16 protein-coding genes are annotated in these 18,475 nt (G+C 73.3%); 6 read left to right on the plus strand and 10 right to left on the minus strand.

All coding sequences use genetic code 11. The features are described from left to right. Positions 1-35: 35 nt before the first annotated feature. Genes ACFYPD_RS25915 through ACFYPD_RS25930 form a run of 4 tightly spaced genes read right to left on the minus strand, consistent with a single transcriptional unit; the run spans position 36 to position 4,372 of the window. Positions 36-1,244 (minus strand): ABC transporter ATP-binding protein, encoded by a 1,209-nt coding sequence (locus tag ACFYPD_RS25915; RefSeq protein WP_387118536.1) that lies wholly within the window; start codon positions 1,242-1,244, stop codon positions 36-38. A gap of 11 nt (positions 1,245-1,255) precedes the next feature. Continuing rightward, entirely contained in the window at positions 1,256-2,092 is an 837-nt protein-coding gene (locus ACFYPD_RS25920; protein WP_387118538.1) for a carbohydrate ABC transporter permease, read from the minus strand. A 1-nt stretch (position 2,093) separates the two neighbouring features. Continuing rightward, positions 2,094-3,089, minus strand: a complete 996-nt coding sequence (locus ACFYPD_RS25925; protein WP_387118541.1) for a carbohydrate ABC transporter permease — start codon at positions 3,087-3,089, stop codon at positions 2,094-2,096. Beyond that, entirely contained in the window at positions 3,086-4,372 is a 1,287-nt protein-coding gene (locus tag ACFYPD_RS25930) for an ABC transporter substrate-binding protein (RefSeq protein ID WP_387118544.1), read from the minus strand. The genes ACFYPD_RS25925 and ACFYPD_RS25930 overlap by 4 nt, the downstream gene beginning before the upstream one ends. A 261-nt stretch (positions 4,373-4,633) precedes the next feature. Here ACFYPD_RS25930 and ACFYPD_RS25935 point away from each other — a divergent pair, with 261 nt between their 5' ends. The 3 genes from ACFYPD_RS25935 (at position 4,634) to ACFYPD_RS25945 (ending at position 6,282) form a co-directional block, all read left to right on the plus strand. Further along, entirely contained in the window at positions 4,634-5,338 is a 705-nt protein-coding gene (locus ACFYPD_RS25935; RefSeq protein ID WP_387118547.1) for a VOC family protein, read from the plus strand. A 189-nt stretch (positions 5,339-5,527) separates the two neighbouring features. After that, positions 5,528-5,959: a hypothetical protein gene (locus ACFYPD_RS25940; protein ID WP_357948201.1), complete on the plus strand. Its 432-nt coding sequence runs from the start codon at positions 5,528-5,530 to the stop codon at positions 5,957-5,959. Between the two features lie 47 nt (positions 5,960-6,006). Continuing rightward, positions 6,007-6,282, plus strand: a complete 276-nt coding sequence (locus tag ACFYPD_RS25945) for a hypothetical protein (RefSeq protein ID WP_357948198.1) — start codon at positions 6,007-6,009, stop codon at positions 6,280-6,282. Between the two features lie 55 nt (positions 6,283-6,337). On the opposite strand, the gene ACFYPD_RS25950 is transcribed toward ACFYPD_RS25945, so the two are convergent. From ACFYPD_RS25950 to ACFYPD_RS25970, 5 genes are all read right to left on the minus strand, one after another. Next, on the minus strand, positions 6,338-7,030 hold the full coding sequence (locus tag ACFYPD_RS25950) for a hypothetical protein (protein WP_387118550.1): 693 nt from the start codon (positions 7,028-7,030) through the stop codon (positions 6,338-6,340). 74 nt (positions 7,031-7,104) lie between these two features. Next, positions 7,105-8,037, minus strand: a complete 933-nt coding sequence (locus tag ACFYPD_RS25955) for a rhomboid family intramembrane serine protease (RefSeq protein WP_387118553.1) — start codon at positions 8,035-8,037, stop codon at positions 7,105-7,107. Between the two features lie 41 nt (positions 8,038-8,078). Continuing rightward, entirely contained in the window at positions 8,079-8,717 is a 639-nt protein-coding gene (locus ACFYPD_RS25960; RefSeq protein ID WP_387118556.1) for a L,D-transpeptidase, read from the minus strand. 390 nt (positions 8,718-9,107) lie between these two features. Beyond that, on the minus strand, positions 9,108-9,899 hold the full coding sequence (locus ACFYPD_RS25965; RefSeq protein WP_387118559.1) for a DUF4184 family protein: 792 nt from the start codon (positions 9,897-9,899) through the stop codon (positions 9,108-9,110). 22 nt (positions 9,900-9,921) lie between these two features. Then, a complete protein-coding gene (locus ACFYPD_RS25970; protein WP_387118562.1) occupies positions 9,922-10,620 on the minus strand; it encodes an HAD family hydrolase in 699 nt (232 codons plus the stop codon). A 209-nt stretch (positions 10,621-10,829) separates the two neighbouring features. Here ACFYPD_RS25970 and ACFYPD_RS25975 point away from each other — a divergent pair, with 209 nt between their 5' ends. Continuing rightward, positions 10,830-12,167 (plus strand): hypothetical protein, encoded by a 1,338-nt coding sequence (locus tag ACFYPD_RS25975; protein ID WP_387118565.1) that lies wholly within the window; start codon positions 10,830-10,832, stop codon positions 12,165-12,167. A gap of 96 nt (positions 12,168-12,263) precedes the next feature. Here ACFYPD_RS25975 and ACFYPD_RS25980 read toward each other — a convergent pair whose 3' ends face one another. Then, positions 12,264-14,963, minus strand: a complete 2,700-nt coding sequence (locus ACFYPD_RS25980) for a glucosidase (protein ID WP_387118568.1) — start codon at positions 14,961-14,963, stop codon at positions 12,264-12,266. A 42-nt stretch (positions 14,964-15,005) separates the two neighbouring features. Between ACFYPD_RS25980 and ACFYPD_RS25985 the strand changes: the two genes are divergently transcribed. Together ACFYPD_RS25985 and ACFYPD_RS25990 are read left to right on the plus strand one after the other, a co-directional pair. Then, positions 15,006-16,949: an amylo-alpha-1,6-glucosidase gene (locus tag ACFYPD_RS25985; RefSeq protein ID WP_387118571.1), complete on the plus strand. Its 1,944-nt coding sequence runs from the start codon at positions 15,006-15,008 to the stop codon at positions 16,947-16,949. A 130-nt stretch (positions 16,950-17,079) separates the two neighbouring features. Then, complete coding sequence (locus ACFYPD_RS25990; RefSeq protein ID WP_387118574.1) at positions 17,080-18,405, plus strand: glycosyltransferase family 4 protein; 1,326 nt, start codon at positions 17,080-17,082, stop codon at positions 18,403-18,405. Positions 18,406-18,475 lie beyond the last annotated feature (70 nt).

An 18,475-nucleotide genomic window follows, 5' to 3' on the forward strand; every position in this document is an offset into this window, starting at 1 on the left:
GACTTCCGCCTCCGGCCCCGCAGCACCTACGAAGCTCAGTCGGCCAGCGCGCCCGACGCCCGCCCCTCGTGCAGGGTGAGGTTCCGTCCGGTGGACGGATCGAAGAGGTGGATCTTCTCCAGGTTGAACCAGACCTGCCGCGGCTCGCCCTCGCGGACCGGGGACTCGGCCGACAGCCGGGTGACCAGGCTCGACCCGGTCCCGGTGAAGTCCGCGGCGCCCGCGTCGGCGGCCAGTTCCTCCAGCTCCGCGGCGCTGGCCCGCTCCCCCTCGACCGTGAAGTAGACGTACTTGTCCGAGCCCATCGACTCGACGATGTCGACCGGCGCCTCGAACTCCAGGCCCCGACGGCGGGTCTCGTCGTCGATCAGCGCGGCGTCCTCGAAGTGCTCGGGACGGATGCCGAGGATCAGCTCGCGCGGGGCGTCGGCGCCGTCGAGCTGCCGGCGTACCCGGTCCCCGATCGGCACGTCGCCCAGCGCCGTGCGCAGGTGACCGTCCTCGACGGCGGCGTGCAGGAAGTTCATCGACGGCGAGCCGATGAACCCGGCCACGAAGAGGTTGCGGGGGTGGTCGTAGAGCTCCTGCGGCGGGCCGACCTGCTGCACCGCGCCACCTCGCATGATGACCACGCGGTCGCCGAGGGTCATCGCCTCGGTCTGGTCGTGGGTCACGTAGACGGTGGTGGTGCCGAGCTGCTTCTGCAGCCGGGACACCACGGTGCGCATCTGCACCCGCAGCTTCGCGTCCAGGTTGGACAGCGGCTCGTCCATGAGGAACGCCTTGGGCTGGCGGACGATCGCCCGCCCCATGGCCACCCGCTGCCGCTGCCCGCCGGAGAGGTTGGCCGGCTTGCGGTCCAGCAGCGGGGTCAGCTCCAGGACCTTCGCCGCCTCGTCCACCTTCTGGTGGATGGTCTCCTTGTCCAGCTTCGCCAGCCGGAGCGGGAAGGCCATGTTCTCCCGGACGGTCATGTTCGGGTAGAGGGCGTAGGACTGGAAGACCATGGCGATGTCCCGGTCCCGGGGGGCCTTGTCGTTGACCCGCTCCCCCGCGATACGCAGTTCCCCGGAGCTGATGTCCTCCAGCCCGGCGATCATGTTCAGGGTCGTGGACTTCCCGCAGCCGGAGGGGCCGACCAGGATCACGAACTCGCCGTCGGCGATCTCCAGGTCGACGTCCTGCACCGCGGGGGTCCCGTCCGGGAACCGCTTGCTCACCTTGTCCAGCACGATGTCGGCCATGACAACACCACCTATCCCTTGACTGCGCCGGAGGTCAGACCGGAGACGATGCGGCGCTGGAAGAAGAGCACGAACAGGATGATCGGAATGGTGATCACCACGGCGGCGGCGCAGATCGCCCCGGTGGGATCCTCGAACTGCGACTCGCCGGTGAAGAACGACAGCGCCACCGGGACCGTACGGGCCCGCTCGGTCGAGGTGAGCGTGATGGCGAACAGGAAGTCGTTCCAGCAGAAGATGAAGACCAGGATGGCCGTGGTGAACAGCCCCGGCGCGGCCAGCGGGGCGATCACCCGCCGGAACGCCTGGCCCTGGGTGGCGCCGTCCATCTTCGCCGCCTTCTCCAGGTCCCACGGGATCTGCTTGAAGAACGCCGAGAGCGTGTAGATCGCCAGCGGCAGGGCGAAGGTGATGTACGGCAGGACCAGCCCCGGCCAGGTGTCGAAGATGCCGAGCTGCCGCTCGATGTCGAACAGCGGCGACACCAGCGACACCTGCGGGAACATGGCGATCAGCAGGGACACCCCGACCAGCACCTTCTTGCCGGGGAAGTCCAGCCGGGAGATCGCGTACGCGGCCATCGCCCCCAGCACCACCGCGATCAGGGTGGCGATCAGCGCGATGCCGATCGAGTTGACCAGGGCCCGGACGAACTGGTCGGTGTCGAAGATCGTCCGGTAGTTGTCCAGGGTCCACTCCCGGGGCCAGAACTTCCCGTCGGTGAGGGTGGCCGGGGTCTTGAACGACAGCGAGGCGATCCAGAGCACCGGGACCAGCGCGAAGACGACGACGATGACGTCCAGCAGGCCCCAGCGCAGCTTCGCCCGGGAGGTGGTTTCGGTGGCCATCTCAGCGCCTCTCCCCGTCGTCGCTGCCGGGGGCAGCGGTGCCGAACAGCTTCACGAACACGAACGCGATGACCGCCACGGCGAGGAAGATCAGCACCGACATGGTGGAGCCGATGCCCAGGTTCAACCCCCGGATCAGGTTGTTGTAGGCGAGCATCGACACCGACGAGGTCTCGTTGCCGCCGGCGGTGAGCACGAAGATGTTGTCGAACACCCGGAACGCGTCCAGGGTGCGGAACAGCAGCGCGACCAGGATGGCCGGCTTCATCACCGGCAGCATCACCTTCGTGAACCGCTGCCAGGCCGTCGCGCCGTCGGTGGAGGCGGCCTTGAGCAGGTCCTCCGGCACCAGCGCCAGCCCGGCCATCAGCAGCAGCGCCATGAACGGCGTGGTCTTCCAGATCTCGGCCAGCATGATGATCGCCAGCGAGCTGGCCCGCTCGGTCAGCGGGGCGCTGCCGTCGAACAGGTTGGCCAGGTAGCCGGTGCCGGGCGTCCAGGCGTACCGCCAGGAGAAGGCGGCGACCACCGTGACGATCCCGTACGGGATCAGCGCCGCGGTGCGGACGATGCCCCGGCCGACCAGCGTCCGGTGCATGATCAGCGCCAGGCCCATGCCGAGCACCAGCTCGACCGCCACGGTGACCACGGTGATCAGCGCGGTCACGCCGAACGCCGTCCACCAGAACTGGTTGGTCAGCACGGTCACGTAGTTCTCCAGCCCGATGAACTCGCGCTGGTCGGGGAAGCGCAGGTCGAAGCGCTGCAGCGACAACCAGACCGAGTAGAGGATCGGGTACGCGGTGACCAGCACCATGACCAGCGCGGCCGGCGCGCAGAGCAGCCAGCCGAGGCGCCGCTCGGCGCGCTTGTTCTCGCTCAGCGGCGGCTTCGACCGGCGGCGGGCGCGTTGGGCGGGCACGGCGGCGTGCCGGCCGGCGGAACGCTCGGCGTCCGCCGCGACGTCCGCGCCGGCGGGCGTGGCGTTGACGCTCATGGCAGGACCCCCTTCGACTCGAGCGCGTCGGCGATGGCGTCGCGCAGCTCGTTCGCGGTCTGCTCGGGCCGGATCGCCGACGGCGGCGACAGGATCGCCGACATGACCGTGGAGATGCTCTGGTACGCCGGGGTCAGCGGCCGGACCGCCGGCTCCTTCAGCTCCTCCAGGATGGTCTCCTTCATCGGGTACGCCTTGTCCATCTCCGGGTCGGCGTAGACCGCCTCGATGGTGGGCGGCACCCCGTCGTTGACCGCGGAGAACTTCTGGTGCTGGGCGTCGCGGATGCACCGGGCGGCCGCGAAGGACTCCTCCGGGTGCCTGGAGTAGGAGCTGACCGCCATGTTCACCCCGCCGATGGTGACCTTGCTCGGGGTGTTCGCGTCGATGCCCGGCACCCGCGCCCACTTCACCTTCTGGGCAAGCTCCGGGTTGGCCTCCTGCATAGCCGGGTAGACGAACGGCCAGTTGACCTGGAAGGCGCCGGAGCCGGACTGGAACTCCAGCCGCACCGGGTCCTCGGTGGCGTTGGTGAACGACGGCGAGGTCACGCCCGAGGTGGCGAACTTCTTCAGCTGGTCGAGCGCCCGCACCGTGCCCGCGTCCATCACGGCCTGCTTGCCGTCGTCGCTGAGGACCTTCCCGCCCGCGCTCTCGGCCAGGGTGTTGTAGAGGACGACCAGGCCCTCGTACTGCGCCCCCATGGTGAGCACCTGGTAGGGCTTGCCCTGCTGCTTGAGCTGCTGGGCGGCGGAGATCATCTCGTCCCAGCTCTTCGGCGGCTCCGGCACCAGGTCGGTGCGGTACCAGAGCAGCTGCACGTTGGTGTTCTTCGGCGCGGCGTAGAGCTTGCCCTCGTACCGGGCGGTGTCCAGCGGCCCGGCGAGGGTGCCCTGCTCGACCTCGGCCTTGTCCTGGCCGGTCCACTCCCGGATCCACTTGGCGCTGGCGAACTCCTGGGTCCAGGTGACGTCGAGGCCGAGCACGTCCATCCCGCGGTCCTGCGCCGCGAGCCGCCGCACCATCTGCACCCGCTGTTCGTCGGCCTGCCGCGGCAGCACCCGGTAGGCGATCCGGTAGCGCCCCTGGGCCTGCGCGTTGCAGTCGTCGACGACCTTCTGGATGTTCTGCTCGGGCGGGTAGTACAGGTTGATGGTGGGTGTGCCGCCCTCGCCGCCCGATCCGCAGGCGGCCAGCGGGGCCACCAACGCGAGTGCGGCGGCTGCCGCCGCCGCACGCCGGGCCGGCCGCCGCCGCGCGGCCGTGTCGGGGTCTGTCGTCATCGCCCTCCCCCTTTCTTCGGCGAAGACCGGGGAGTCACCCGTGCCCCGGCGCACGGCGAGACGGTCCAGGCGCCGGTGTCGGGCGGGCGCCGCGGGACGTTTCGTGGGCCAGACAGTGCCCTGGCTGCGACGCTGCGAAACCTGACGGTCACGACACGGATACGACAGCGGGCGCTGTGGTGCGGATCACGGGCCTCGGCCCGGGCCACTCCCGACCGGCCGGGGCCGGTGGCTGTCCGACCCGGCCGGCATGATGGCCGGATGATCGCGCGCTTCAAGGACCTTTGCATGGACGCGGCGGATGCCCGGCGGCTCGGCGGCTTCTGGGCCGGCATCCTCGACGGGGAGCTGGTCGACACCGGCGACGGCGACGCCCGGATCGATGCCCGCGCCGCCGCCTCGGCGGCCGAGTCGATCTGGGTCAACACCGTGCCCGAGCCGCGGACCGGGAAGACCCGCGTTCACCTTGACCTGCGACTCGCCGACCCGGAGCCGGCCGCGCTGCTCGCCGCCGGCGCGCGCCTGGTCCGCGAGCCGGACTCCGAGATCAGCTGGTGGGTGCTGGCCGACCCCGAGGGCAACCAGTTCTGCGCGTTCGCGCCGCGCGAGGGTGCCCGGCCCGGCGTGTTCGAGCTGGTGGTGGACAGCGCCGACCCGGCCGCCCAGGCCGCCTGGTGGGCGCGGGTGACCGGCGGCCGGGTGGAGACCGCCGCCGAGGGTGCCGCCTCGGTGATCGGCGCGGCGGGCTTCCCCTGGGACCACTGGGTCTTCGACCCGGTGCCGGAGCGCGAGCGGGTGAAGAACCGGGTGCACTGGGACGTCGAGCTGACCGGCTCGGAGGTGACCGCGCTGATCACGGCCGGGGCCACCCTGCTGCGCGAGCCCACCCCGGCGACGTCCTGGTGGGTGCTGGCCGACCCGGAGGGGAACGAGTTCTGCGCCTTCCCGGCCCGTCCCACGCAGTGAACGGCGAGCTACCCAGCGTGCGCCCGGTGGACTAGCGTTTCCGTAGCTCCGTAGCTCCGCAGCCAGCGCGTCGCCGTCGAAGTCGATACGCCTCCGGCCGACCCCAGCCCGTCCGATCGGTTGGTTCTCGCGCGAACTCCCTTCTGCGGTCCCATCGGTTGGGCAGGATCCCCACGAGGAGGTGCCGTCGTGCAGGACACCCGCGCTCTCGCCCTGACGTTCGAGGTGAGCGGCCTGCCCCCGGTCAAAACCGAGGCCCTGTCCATCTTCGCCGCCGGGCACCGGCAGGCGACGAGGGTCCGCGCCCTGCTCCAGGCCGCCTGCACGGCGGCCCAGCGCACGGGGTGGACCCCGCTCACCGGTCCGGTCGAGGTGGACGTGACTCTGCGCTGCCCGCCCGGGCACCGCACCTCCGACGCCAGCACGCTGGTGGGCGGGGTCTGTGCGGTGCTCCAGGACAAGAAACGGGTGGCGAACATCGGCCTGGCCCACCTCGGGGTGCTGGTCGACGTCGCCCTCTGGTCCGACGACCGGCAGATCCGCCGGTTGTCCTACGTCGAGGAGCCCGCGGAGGACTTCTCGTACCAGGTCCGCGTGGCGGCCGTACCGAGGATGGTTTGACCGACGACGGCGGTGGGGTACCGCGGTCGCCGAAGAAGGGAGCGCCGATGTCGGAGCCACATGTCACGCTCGATCCGAGCGGGCTCGACCCTGTGCAGCAGAAGCTGCGCGGCCCGCTGGAGGATCAGCTGACCTCGGCCCTGCAGGCGGCCGCCGACCGGGTCCGCGCAGGCTACGCGGGTGAGCCCGTGGAGGAGGTCTGCCGTCGGCTGCTCGACGAGACCCGCGCCGGGCTGCACCCGGACATCGCCGCGGGGTTCAACCCGGACATGGACGAGTTCTGCCGGGTGGCGGTGGCCATCGTCCGCGGCGAGGTCGGCTGACCCACGTGCCCGACCGCGCCGGCCACCGGGCCGGCGCGGCCGGTCCGCGCGCGCGTCAGCCGCGTCGCACGTCGACCGCGACGACGTGGGTGCCGTCGGGGCGGGTGGACTCGCCGAGCCGCACCGGCAGCGTCCCGCCGGCCGGGGGCCGGAGCCCGATCCCGAAGCTGAGGTGGCCCTCGAAGTCGCCGGCCGCGGCCCAGCCAAGCAGGGTCGGATAGCCGATCCGGGCCGGCGGCAGGTCGGCCGTGCCGGCGCCGCGGGCGTCGTGCGCCTGCGCCGGGTCGAACCGCACCGACAGGTAGGCCGTGCCGGGCAGTTCGACGGGCGCTCCGCGACCCTCGGTCCACACCTGCGGCACGTAGCCGACCTGGTAGGACGGTGTCGGGCCGCGGAAGGCGAAGGTGATCCGGCTGAACCCCTCGGCCGGGTGGTCCCCGACCCGCACCTCGACCAGGACCGGCAGCGGCTCCCCCGGTGCCGGGGTGACCGGCACCCGGACCTGGTGTGGCACCCGGGCGGGTGTCGCGGGGACGGCCCAGCCGTAGGTCACCCGCCAGGCGCCCTCGACGGGCGCCCGGCTGGAGGGCGCGGCCGGGGTGGCGGCGGGCGTGGTCGCGGCGGCGGTGGTGCCGGCCACCGGCGCCGGCGCGGTCGTCGGGGCCGCGCCGTCGTGGTCGGTCGTCGTGCAGGCCGCCGCGAGCAGCACGACCAGGCTGGCGAGCAGTGGTACGCGCTGAGGTGCCATGGCTCAGTGTCGCGCCGGGCGGCCCCGTCCACCAGAGCCGTTCGTCCGCCCCGCCGGCGGGCGCTCGGCGACGGTCAGCCGGTGAGGGCGAGCGACTTCGCCACGACCAGCGCGACGAGCAGCACGGCGACCGCCGCGGTGACCGCCACCTGCACGGCGGTCCGCCGCCGGGCCGGGGCGTACGCGAACCCGAGGCCGACCAGGCCGCCGACCAGCAGGCCGCCGAGGTGCCCCTCCCAGGAGGTCCAGCCGGCGGAGAGCACCATCCAGATCACGAACGGGATGAGCACCCGCTGCGGGTCGATCGGGTGGTGGTGCAGCCGCCGGGCGAGCACCACGTAGCAGCCGGCCAGGCCGTAGACCGCGCCGGAGGCGCCGACCGCCGCCTCGTGCGGGGAGACCAGGAAGCCCAGGACGCCGCCGCCCAGCGCGGAGAGCAGATAGACGGCCAGGTACCGCGCGTGCCCCAGCCGGTCCTCGATCACCCGGCCGAGCTCCCACAGCCACCACAGGTTGAACGCGATGTGCAGGAAGCCGAGGGCACCCTGGGTGGGCAGCAGGTGCAGGAAGGACGAGGTGATGAGGCGGTACCACTCGCCGTGCGCAACCCCGACGAGCTCGTACCCGGGGCGGGCGACGCCGTCGTCGACGTAGCGCTCGCCGGCGTCGTCGACCAGCCCGGTGCCCAGGCTGTCGAACTGGCCGAGCACGGCCGGGTGGACCAGCTCGACCAGGTACGCCAGCAGAATGAGGGCGACCAGCGCGTACGTCACCAGCGGGCGGGCGACGAGCCGGCCGCCGAAGACCGTGCGGGCCTGGCGGACCGTCCGGTTGTCCGCCCGGACGCACTCGGGGCAGCGGTGGCCGACCGGCGCCTCGCGCATGCAGTCGGGGCAGATGGGGCGGTCGCAGCGGGTGCAGCGCAGCAGCGTCTCCCGCTTCGGGTGCCGGTAACAGGTGCTGGCGGCGTTCTCGGCGGGCGGCTGGCCGGTGCTGATCGTGTCCATCGGAATGCGGTCCTGGCGGGCTCGTGGGGGCGGCTGGCGGGTCAGTAGCGGTCGAGCCGCTCGGCGGGGCTGAGCACGACGTGCGGCGCCGCCTCGGGGTCGAGCCAGGTGAGCACCGCGACCAGGTGCTCGCGGGACAGGCTCACGCAGCCGGCCGTGGGACTGCCCTCGGCACGGCCGAACTGGTGCAGGAAGATGCCGCTGCCGGCGTGCGGCACCGGGGCCGGCACGGTCGGCGGCATGTTGTAGGTGATCACCGCGAAGTGGGTGTACGCCGGGTCCTCCCGCCACAGCGCCTCGCTCTGGCCGCCCAACTGCTCGGCGGAGCGCTGGAAGCTGTTGTAGTGCGGGGAGTCCGGCTCGGCGTTCCACCAGTCGTCGACGGCCACCCGGTGGTAGGGGTAGCGCACGCCCGGGTCGGCGGCGATGCCGTACATGGTGGGGCCGATGGCGTAGACGCCGGTCGGGGTGGTGGGCACGCCCTCGACGTGCCGGTCGCTGAACCCGTCGGCGCCGATCCGGGCGGGCAGCGGGGGCAGGGCCGGCCGCCAGTCGTCGCCGGCGCGGTCGTACGTCTCCAGGGTGGCGTGGGTGGTGCGCCAGCCCTCGCCGGTGACGATGACGACCTGCCGCGCGTGCGGTGGCAGGGAGGTCAGCCGGGCGGCCCTCGTCGGCTTCACGCGGAGGATCCTCGCACGGCGCCGGTCCGCGCACCGCCCCGGTCCGGTCGATCGTCGCGGGGTGGCGGAGGTGGCCGGACGGGTCAGGACCGGGTCCGCAACTCCCCGGTCCTGACCCCAGCCGTCCGGCGTGGTAGCGGTCTTCGCCGTTCGCGAGCACGACGTTGCGTGGCACGCCGCCAACGCCGGGCTCAACACGGCGAGCCGGCCCGCATGCACTCAGCTCCACGGTGCCCAACTACCGGACTTCGGCGCGCCCCCGACTCACCCCGAAGAGTCGTGGGCGCGGGCTCAGGTTAGGCAGGTTCTCGCAGGTCGGACAAGCTTCCGCGGGCCCGGGGGAATGTGATTGATACCAACGTTGAAATACGGCATGTCGGCGTAACAGGGTCAGCCGGACCAACGCTGTTGGTGTTCGAGGCGAGGGCTGCGCCCGGCGCCGCGCGGGGGCCCGGTCAGGGCCCCGGCCGCGGCCGCCCCGGCGATCAGCGCGACCGCCGCGAGGTGCAGCAGGCGCACCCCGGCCGGCGCCGCGACGGTGGCCGCCGGCAGACCCGGCAGCAGCAGCGTCCCGAGTCCGGTGACCGCCAGGGCGACCCCCCAGAACATCCCCGGCCGAGCCGGCGGCGCCGGCGGCCGGGCGCCGTCGAAGATCTCACGCCGATGGGCGGCGCGCACCGCCAGGACGGCGACCAGCAGCCCGCCGCCGAGGCTGCCCACCACGTCCGCCACCTGCCACCAGTAGAGCCCGGTCAGGGCGTGGAAGTCGGCGATGCCGAGCAGGCGCGGCCACCGGTCGCTGTGGGTGACCCGGTCCCAGGCTACGTGGCTGAACGCGCCGATCAGCGCCGAGCAGACGGTGACCTGCCAGGGATGCCGGACGCCGGCCAGCGCGGCGTGGTCGGGCCAGCCGAACAGCCGCTGGCCGGGCAGGTGCACGGCGATCCCGGCGATCACCCGGCGGACGATCCAGGCGTAGCCGAGGGCGACGGGCAGGCACCACCAGAGCAGCCCGCCGAGGGTGTGCGTGCGCAGCCCGAGATCGAGCCCGGTGCCGGTGAACAGGTAGGCCGCATCCGGCGCGACCGCGCCGGTGGCCAGCGCCACCCCGTCGAACCAGTGCGGCCGCCAGAGCTTCAGCGGCAGCACCGGCGCCAGGTGCGACGGGAAGGTCAGCGGCACGCCAGGGACGTTACCCGCCGGATCAGAAGTGCCGGACCAGGTCGGGGAAGGCGGCCAGCCGGATCACCCCGCGGTCGGAGGGGTCCAGCTCGTCGTGCTCCAGCACCCAGGTGTTCTCGTTGGGGATGAAGACCGCGTTCAGGCCGGCGGCCCGGGCGGGCAGGATGTCCGAGCGCGGGGAGTTGCCGACCATCCAGGCGCTGGCCGGGTCGAAGGCGTGTTCCCGGGCCAGCCAGCGGTAGGTGTCGACGTCCTTCTCCGGCACGATGTGCGCGGCACGGAAGTGGTGCAGCAGGCCGCAGGCGTCGAGCTTGCGCTGCTGCTCCTCGCGCTCCCCCTTGGTGAGCAGCAGCAGCTCGTGCCGGGTGGCCAGATCGTCCAGGGTCTCCGCCACGCCGGGCATCAGCTCGACCTGGTGGCCGACCAGCGCCGCCGCCAGGTCGTCGATCTCGGCGCGCTCCCGGTCGGTCGCCGGCCGCGCGCGCAGCTTCTCCAGGCACTCCCCCAGGCTGCGCAGGAAGACCTTGCTGCCGTAGCCGTGCGCGACGGCGTTGGCCCGCTCGATGTCGTCGAGCACCGTCCGGATCTCCGTCCGGTCCAGCGTCGGATGGTCCAGCCAGGTGAGGAAGTCGTCGATCACCCGCTCGAAGAGGACGTTGTTCTCCCAGAGCGTGTCGTCGGCGTCGAAGACCAGCACCGCGGCCTCCCGGCGCTGTGGCATCGCGAACTCCTCCCGTGTGCCGGACCGGGACACGGTACTGCCTCCGGGTCGCCCCGGCAGCCGGGTTTCCGGCCCGCCGGGCGCGCCCGCATCGGCCGACAAGATCATCCCGCACCGGACGGACGGACCGTCCGGATTGGCCGAACGCCGTGCGACCAGCGGCGGGAACCCGACTGCGCCGACCCGGGTCCGGGCGGCATGCTTCGGCGATGACGACCTCACGCGATCAGCCCCGCGCGACCCCGGCCCGGCGCCGGCGTCGCCGGAGGGCGGCCACCGCCGTCGTGGCCGCGCTCGCCGCCGCGGGCGGCGCGCTCCCCCCGTCCCCGGCCCTCGCGGTCAACGCCACACACTCCACGGTGGTCGGCGCCAATCCGGTGGACTGGACACCGCACGCGCTCGACGGGACCGTGTACCGGATCCTCCAGATCGGCAACCGGGTGTACCTGGCCGGCTCGTTCACCAAGGTCCGCAACGCCGGGCAGACCGCCCAGCTGGCGATGCCGCGGCTCGTGGCCATCGACGCCACCACCGGCCGGATCGACACCACGTTCCGGCCCGTGGTCAACGGCACGGTGAAGGCGCTCGCCGCCGCGCCGGACGGCCGCTCGCTCTACCTCGGTGGCGCGTTCACGACGGTCAACGGCGTGGCCGCGCCACGGGTGGCCCGGGTCGACGCGGCCACCGGCGCCCGGGTCGCCGGGTTCGCCCCCGCCGCGCTCAACAACCAGGTCAACGACATGCGGCTGGTCGGCAACCGGCTGATCGTCGGCGGCGCGTTCCAGACCGTGGGCGGGGTGACGCGACGGGCCCTGGCCGCGTTGAACCCGACCACCGGGGCCGCCGACGCGTCGGTCAACCTGCGGGTCGAGGGCCCCCGAAAGACCACCTCCGGGGCCACCGCACCGGTCAAGATCGAGGCGCTGGACGTCTCCGCGGACGGCCGGCGGCTCGTCTTCGTGGGCAACTTCAGCTCGGTCGCCGGCGCGACGCGGCACCAGCTCGCGGTCGCGAACCTGACCGCCACCGGCGCCACCCTCTCGGCCTGGTCGACCGACCGCTACCAGCCGCAGTGCGCCAAGACCATGCCCACCTACCTGCGCGGGGTCGACATCTCCCCGGACGGCACCTGGTTCGTGGCGGTCACCACCGGCGCCGCGTTCCCGGGCACGCTCTGCGACACGGCGTCCCGCTTCGAGTTCGGCGCCGAGACCGGCGGCAAGCAGCCGACCTGGGCGAACTACACCGGCGGCGACACGCTGCTCTCGGTGGCGATCACCGGCGCGGCGATCTACGTGGGCGGCCACCAGCGCTGGCTGGACAACCCGCTCGGGCGCGACTCGGCCGGCCCGGGCGCGGTGTCCCGGCCGGGGATCGGGGCGATCCACCCGACCACCGGCAAGGCCCTGCCCTGGAACCCGACCAAGGACCGGGGCGTCGGCACCCAGGAGCTGTACGCCACCGATCGAGGTCTCTGGGTCGGCAGCGACACCGTCACGGTGGCCGGCGAGTACCACGCCCGGGTGGCGTTCCTCCCGCTGCCCTGAGCGCGAGGAGCGAGCCGGGTTCGCGAGCCTCGCAGTCGCGAACACGGACGGCACTCTGAGGTGGTGGGGCGCGGCGCTCGGCGTCGCGCCCCACCCTCAGCGGCGCAGGGTGAGGACCAGGTCGGCGACCAGGGCGGTCCACCCGGTCTGGTGCCACGCGCCGAGGCCGGCGCCGTTGTCGCCGTGGAAGTACTCGGGGAAGCAGATCAGGTCCCGCCAGTCCGGGTGGGTCTGGAAGAGCTGGGCCGCGCCGTAGATCGGCCGCCGGCCCCAGCCGTCGCGGGTGAACAGCGAGATCAGCCGCGCCGACAGGTCGTCGGCGATCTCGTCGAGGGTCCGCTTCACCCCGGACCGGGTCGGATATTCCACCTGCAGGTCGTCGCCGAAGAAGGCGGCGTAGTCGCGCAGCGCGCTGATCAGCAGGAAGTTGGTCGGCATCCAGATCGGGCCGCGCCAGTTGGAGTTGCCGCCGAACAGGCCGCTCGTCGACTCGGCCGGCTCGTAGCCGACACTGAACTCCTGACCGCCGAGGGTGACCGTGAACGGCTTGTCCAGGTGGGCGCGGGACAGCGTACGCAGCCCGTACTCGGAGAGGAACTCGTCGGTGTCGAGCATCCGGGCGAGCAGGCGTACCACCTGGTCGGGGCCGACCATGGAGAGCAGCCGCTGCTGCCGGCCGTCCGGGCCGAGCCGACGGGCGCCGATCACCTCGGCGTACTCGGGGCGGTTGGTGAGGAACCAGCGCAGGCGGGCGCCCAGCTCGGGCAGCCGGTGCAGGGTGCGCGCGGTGAGCCGGGTGACCGCGGCCAGCGGCAGCAGCCCGACGACCGAGCGGACCTTCAGCGGCACCTTCGTGCCGTCGGCCTGCCGCAGCACGTCGTAGAAGAACGCGTCCTCGTCGTCCCAGAGCCCCTGGTCGTACGCGGCCGCGGCGATGTACGCGAAGTGCTCGAAGAACTTCGTCGCGGTGTCCACGTACGCCCGGTCGTGCTCGGCCAGCACGACGGCCATGTCGAGCAGGTTGAGCGCGTACATGGCCATCCAGGCGGTGCCGTCGGACTGCTCCAGCACCCCGGCCACCGGCAGCGCCGCGGAGCGGTCGAACGGGCCGACGTTGTCCAGCCCGAGGAAGCCGCCCTCGAAGACGTTGTTGCCGCCGGTGTCCTTCCGGTTGACCCACCAGGTGAAGTTGAGCAGCAGCTTGTGCATCACCCGGGCGAGGAACTCGTGGTCCCGGCAGCCGTCGATCTCGAACACCTTGAGCGCCGCCCAGGCGTGCACCGGCGGGTTCACGTCGCCGAACGCCCACTCGTACGCCGGGATCTGCCCGTTGGGGTGCAGGTACCACTCGCGGAGCAGGAGCAGCAGCTGCTCCTTGGCGAAGCCGGGGTCGACCCGGGCGATCGTGACGCAGTGGAAGGCCAGGTCCCAGGCGGCGTACCAGGGATATTCCCAGGGGTCCGGCATGGAGATCACGTCGAAGCTGTTCATGTGCCACCAAGCGCTGTTGCGCCCGTGCCGGCGGCCGGCCGGCGGCGTCGAGCCCGCGTCGCCGTCCAGCCAGCGCTTGACGTCGAAGTGGTAGAACTGCTTGCCCCACATCAGCCCGGCGATGGCCTGGCGGGCGACCAGCGCCTCGTCGGCGCTCGCGGCGGCCGGGATGACGCTGTCGAAGAACCGGTTCGCCTCGGCGCGCCGCGCCCAGAGCACCGTGTCGAAGCCGTCGCCGAGGTCGGCCGGGGGCGGCGGGTCGCTCGCCGGGGGCGGGGCGGTGCGGGTCAGCCGCAGCCGGATCTGCCGCTGCCCGCCGGCCGGCACGTCCAGCACGTAGTGCAGGGCGCCCCTGGTCCCCTCCCGCTCCGGGTTGACGGTGTCCGCGCCGGCCACCACGTGGTCGTTGATCCCGTCCTTCGGGTACGCCGACCGCCCGGGCAGCCCCCACAGCCGCTCGGCGTTGGTGTCGTTGTCACAGAGCAGCGGCGTGGGCGCGCCGTCACCCTCCAGCAGGAGCTGGCCGAGCACCCAGTGCTCACCGACCAGCCGGGACCCCGCCCCGGTCAGCCTCGGCACCCGGTCGCCGCCGGGCAGTCCCCACGCCCAGGTGTTGCGGAACCAGAGGGTGGGCAGCACGTGCAGGGTCTCGTCGGTGTCCCCCCGGTTGGCCACCGTGATCAGCACGCACAGGTCGGTCGGGGACGCCTTGGCGTAGTCGACGGTGACCGCCCAGTACCGGTCGTCGTCGAAGATCCCCGTGTCGACCAGCTCGTACTCGGTGTCGTCCCGGCCGCGCAGCGCGTTCACGGCGACCAGCTCGTCGTAGGGGAAGGCGGCCTGCGGGTAGTGGTAGCGCCAGCGCATCCAGGAGTGGGTGGGCGTGGAATCCTCGTACCACCAGTATTCCTTCACGTCCTCCCCGTGGTTGCCGCCGTCGCCGCCGAGGCCGAACATCCGCTCCTTGAGGATCGGGTCCCGCCCGTTCCACAGGGCGAGCGCGAAGCAGAAGGTCTGCCGGTCGTCGCAGACGCCCGCCATGCCGTCCTCGTTCCACCGGTAGGCTCGGGACCGCGCATGGTCGTGGGGGAAGTAGTCCCACGCCGTGCCGTGTTCGCTGTAGTCCTCCCGTACCGTCCCCCACGCCCGCTCGGACAGATAGGGACCCCATGCGCGCCAGTCCTGCTCCCCGGCGTCGGCCTGGGCGAGCCGGTGCCGCTCGGGGTCGGGGGTCGCGGAGTTCGGGCGGTCGGTGATCACCTGCACATCTTCGACGCCGCCGGGGTACTTGACCACAGGGGCCATTGTCGTCGTGGCGGGTGACACCCCGCCGGTGGTGGAGGAAAGTTGATCGAGATTCGCTTCGGTCCGCAGGTCTGCGGGGAGCTGTCCGCCTCGTCGACGCGGGAGTGGCTGGTCACCGACGGGCGGGGCGGCTACGCCATGGGCACGGTCGCCGGGCTGCGCACCCGGCGCTACCACGGGCTGCTGGTCGTGGCCGGGGAGACGCCGGCCGCCCGCAAGGTGGGCCTGGTCAGCCTCGACCCGGCGGTGACCCTGCCGTCCGGGCAGCAGGTGCGGCTCGGCGCGCACGAGTGGTCCTCCGGGGTGGTCGACCCGCGCGGGTTCGAGCTGCTGGAGCGCTTCGACCTCACCGAGGGGGTGCCCCGCTGGCGCTGGCGGGTCGGCGACGTGGTGATCGAGCGGGAGATCGCCATGGCGTACGGCCGCTCCTGCGTGGCGGTGGTGCACCGGCTGGTCTCCGGCGGCCCGGTCCGGCTGGACCTGGCGGCAGCCTGCACCTGGCGCGACGCGCACGGCGAGCGGCGGGCGGACGGCCCCACCCCGCGGCTGGAGGAGGTGGCCGGCGGCGCGGTGGTGGAGGGCGCCTTCCGGCTGGCCGGGCCGGGCTGGACCCCCGAGGGCCAGTGGTGGCTGGGCGTGCGCCACCGCGAGGAGGCGGCGCGCGGGCTGCACCCCGACGAGGACCTCTGGTACGCGGGCCGGTTCTCCGCCGCCCTCGACGAGCCGGGCGCCGAGGTGTCCGTGCTGGCCTGGGCGGACGACCTGGCCGAGGAGCCCCCGCCGGCCACCGCGCTGGTCGAGGCGGCCCGGCGGCGTCACCGGGCGGTGGTGGCCGCGGCGAAGCCGGACGACGACGTCGACGCGACCCTCGCCCTGGCCGCCGACGCGTTCGTGGTGCACACCGCCACCGGGCCGGACGTGGTGGCCGGCTATCCCTGGTTCGGGGCCTGGTCGCGGGACACCATGACCTCCTACGAGGGGCTCTTCCTCCGCACCAACCGGGGCGACGAGGGCCGGGAGCTGCTGCGGGCGTACGCGGCCACGCTGTCGGAGGGGATGCTCGCCAACACCGCCGACACCGGGCGGGTGGAGCACAACACCGTCGACGCGACGCTGTGGTTCCTGCACGCGGTGAACCGGCACGTCACCGTCACCGGGGACACCGACCTCGGCGCGGAGCTGCTGCCCGCGCTGGAGGCCGTGGTGGCCGCGCACGTGGCGGGCACGCGCTACGGCATCGGCGTCGACCCGGCAGACGGGCTGCTCACCCAGGGCGGGCCGCCGGACGTCGCGCTCACCTGGATGGACGCCCGCGTTTACGGGGTGCCGGTCACCCCGCGCACCGGCAAGCCGGTCGAGGTCAACGCGCTCTGGGTGAACGGGCTGGCCGGGCTCGCCGAGCTGACCGAGCTGGCCGGCCGGGACGCCGGCGCGCTCCGGGCACGGCACGCACGGGCCGCCGCCGCGTTCCGGGAGCGCTTCCCCACGCCGGCCGGCTGGCTGCACGACGTGGTGGACGCGCCGGCGCCCGCGTACCCGCTGGGCGGGGCGCCGCACCACGACGACGACCTGCTCCGCCCCAACCAGCTGCTCGCCTGGTCCCTGCCGTACGCGCCCCTCGAACCGGACGAGGCCACCCTGCGCCGGGTCACCGAGGCGCTGTTCACCCCGCTCGGGCCGCGCAGCCTCGCCCCCGACTCCCCCGGCTTCGTCGGCCGGCACCGGGGCGGCCCGGCCGAGCGGGACTCCGGCTACCACCAGGGCACCGTCTGGCCCTGGCTGATCGGGCCGTTCGTCGACGCGTACCGCCGGGCCGGCCTGCCCACCGACGACCTGCTGGTGGGGCTGGAGGGGCACCTGACCGAGTACGGCCTGGGCTCGGTGAGCGAGACCGCCGACGGGCTCGCCCCGCACGCCGCCACCGGCTGCCCGTTCCAGGCGTGGTCGGTGGCCGAGCTGCTGCGCGTCCGGCGGCTCCGCGGGTAACGCGTTACAGACCGGCAACCGGCGCGTCTCCGCTGGTTATCGACCGCTGGGCAGGATGGGCTGCGACCCCACGACGCGCCCGACGCGGTGCGCTCGGGCGGTGCGGGAACCACAACTCCAAGGGGGCCGCATGTCCACAGACGCCGACGTGATCGACATCCAGCCCGCCCGGCGCCAGCGGGTGCTGATCCTCTCCTGGGAGTACCCACCCGTGCTCGTCGGTGGCCTCGGCCGCCACGTGCACGCGCTGTCCGTGGCGCTGGCCGCCGCCGGTCACGAGGTCACCGTCGTCACCCGACACGCCGAGGGCGTCCCCTTGGAGGAGTACGCCGAGGGCGTGCGCGTCCTGCGTGCCGCCGAGGACCCGGTCCGGTTCCCGCTCGCCACCGACTCGCTGCTGGCCTGGACCATGGCGTTCAACCACACCCTCACCCGGGTGGCGCTGCGCGCCGCCGAGTCCGGCGGGTACGACGTCATCCACGCCCACGACTGGCTGGTCGCGCACACCGCGGTCACCCTGGCCGAGCACCTGGACCTGCCGCTGGTCACCACCATCCACGCCACCGAGGCGGGCCGGCACCAGGGCTGGCTGCCCGAGGAGATGAACCGCACCATCCACGGCGTCGAGCATTGGCTGAGCACCGCCTCGACCCGGGTGATCGCGTGCTCCGGCTACATGCGCGACCAGGTGGGGCGCCTGTTCGACGTGCCGGCCGGGCGGATCGACGTGGTCCCCAACGGGGTGGACGACCGGGCCTGGCGGGCCCGCCCCCGCGCGGTCTCCGCCGCCCGGGCCCGGTTCGCCGCCGACGGCCCGCTGGTCGGGTACGCCGGCCGGCTGGTGTACGAGAAGGGCGTGCAGCACCTGGTGCACGCCGTGCCGTACCTGCGGGACCGGCACCCCGGCCTGCGGGTGGTGATCGCCGGCGACGGCCCGTACCGCGACGAGCTGGTCGACCAGGCGCACCGGCTGCACCTCACCGACACCGTCCGGTTCGCCGGCTTCCTGGACGCCACCCAGCTCCCGGCCGTCCTCGGCGCCACCGACGCGACGGTGGTCCCCAGCCTCTACGAGCCGTTCGGCATGATCGCCCTGGAGGCGGCCGCCGCGGGCGCGCCCCTCGCGGTGGCGGACACCGGCGGCCTGGCCGAGATCGTCGAACCGGGCGTGACCGGGGTGACCTTCCCGCACAGCGACCCCGACGCGCTGGCCGGTGCGGTCGACCGGCTGCTCGGCGACGAGGTCTTCGCCCGCCGGGTGGCCCGCCGGGCGCGCACCGTGGTCGCCGAGCGCTACGCCTGGTCCGCCATCGCCGCCCGGACCGCCGGCAGCTACGCCACCGCCCGCCGGGAGCACGGCCCCTTCCAGGCCCGTCGGGCGACGGCGCTGCTGGCCGGTGGCCGCTCCGCCATCGCCATCCCGGAGGGAAATCTGCTGGCCGGGGCCGCGAGCTGAGCGCGCCGCCCGACGGGCGATAGGTGTTGTCCGATCCGTTGGCTATTGTGGACATCCACCAGCGGTGAGG

Origin of the sequence: Micromonospora sp. NPDC005299, from assembly GCF_042872345.1 — a bacterium.
Classification (GTDB): Bacteria; Actinomycetota; Actinomycetes; order Mycobacteriales; family Micromonosporaceae; genus Micromonospora.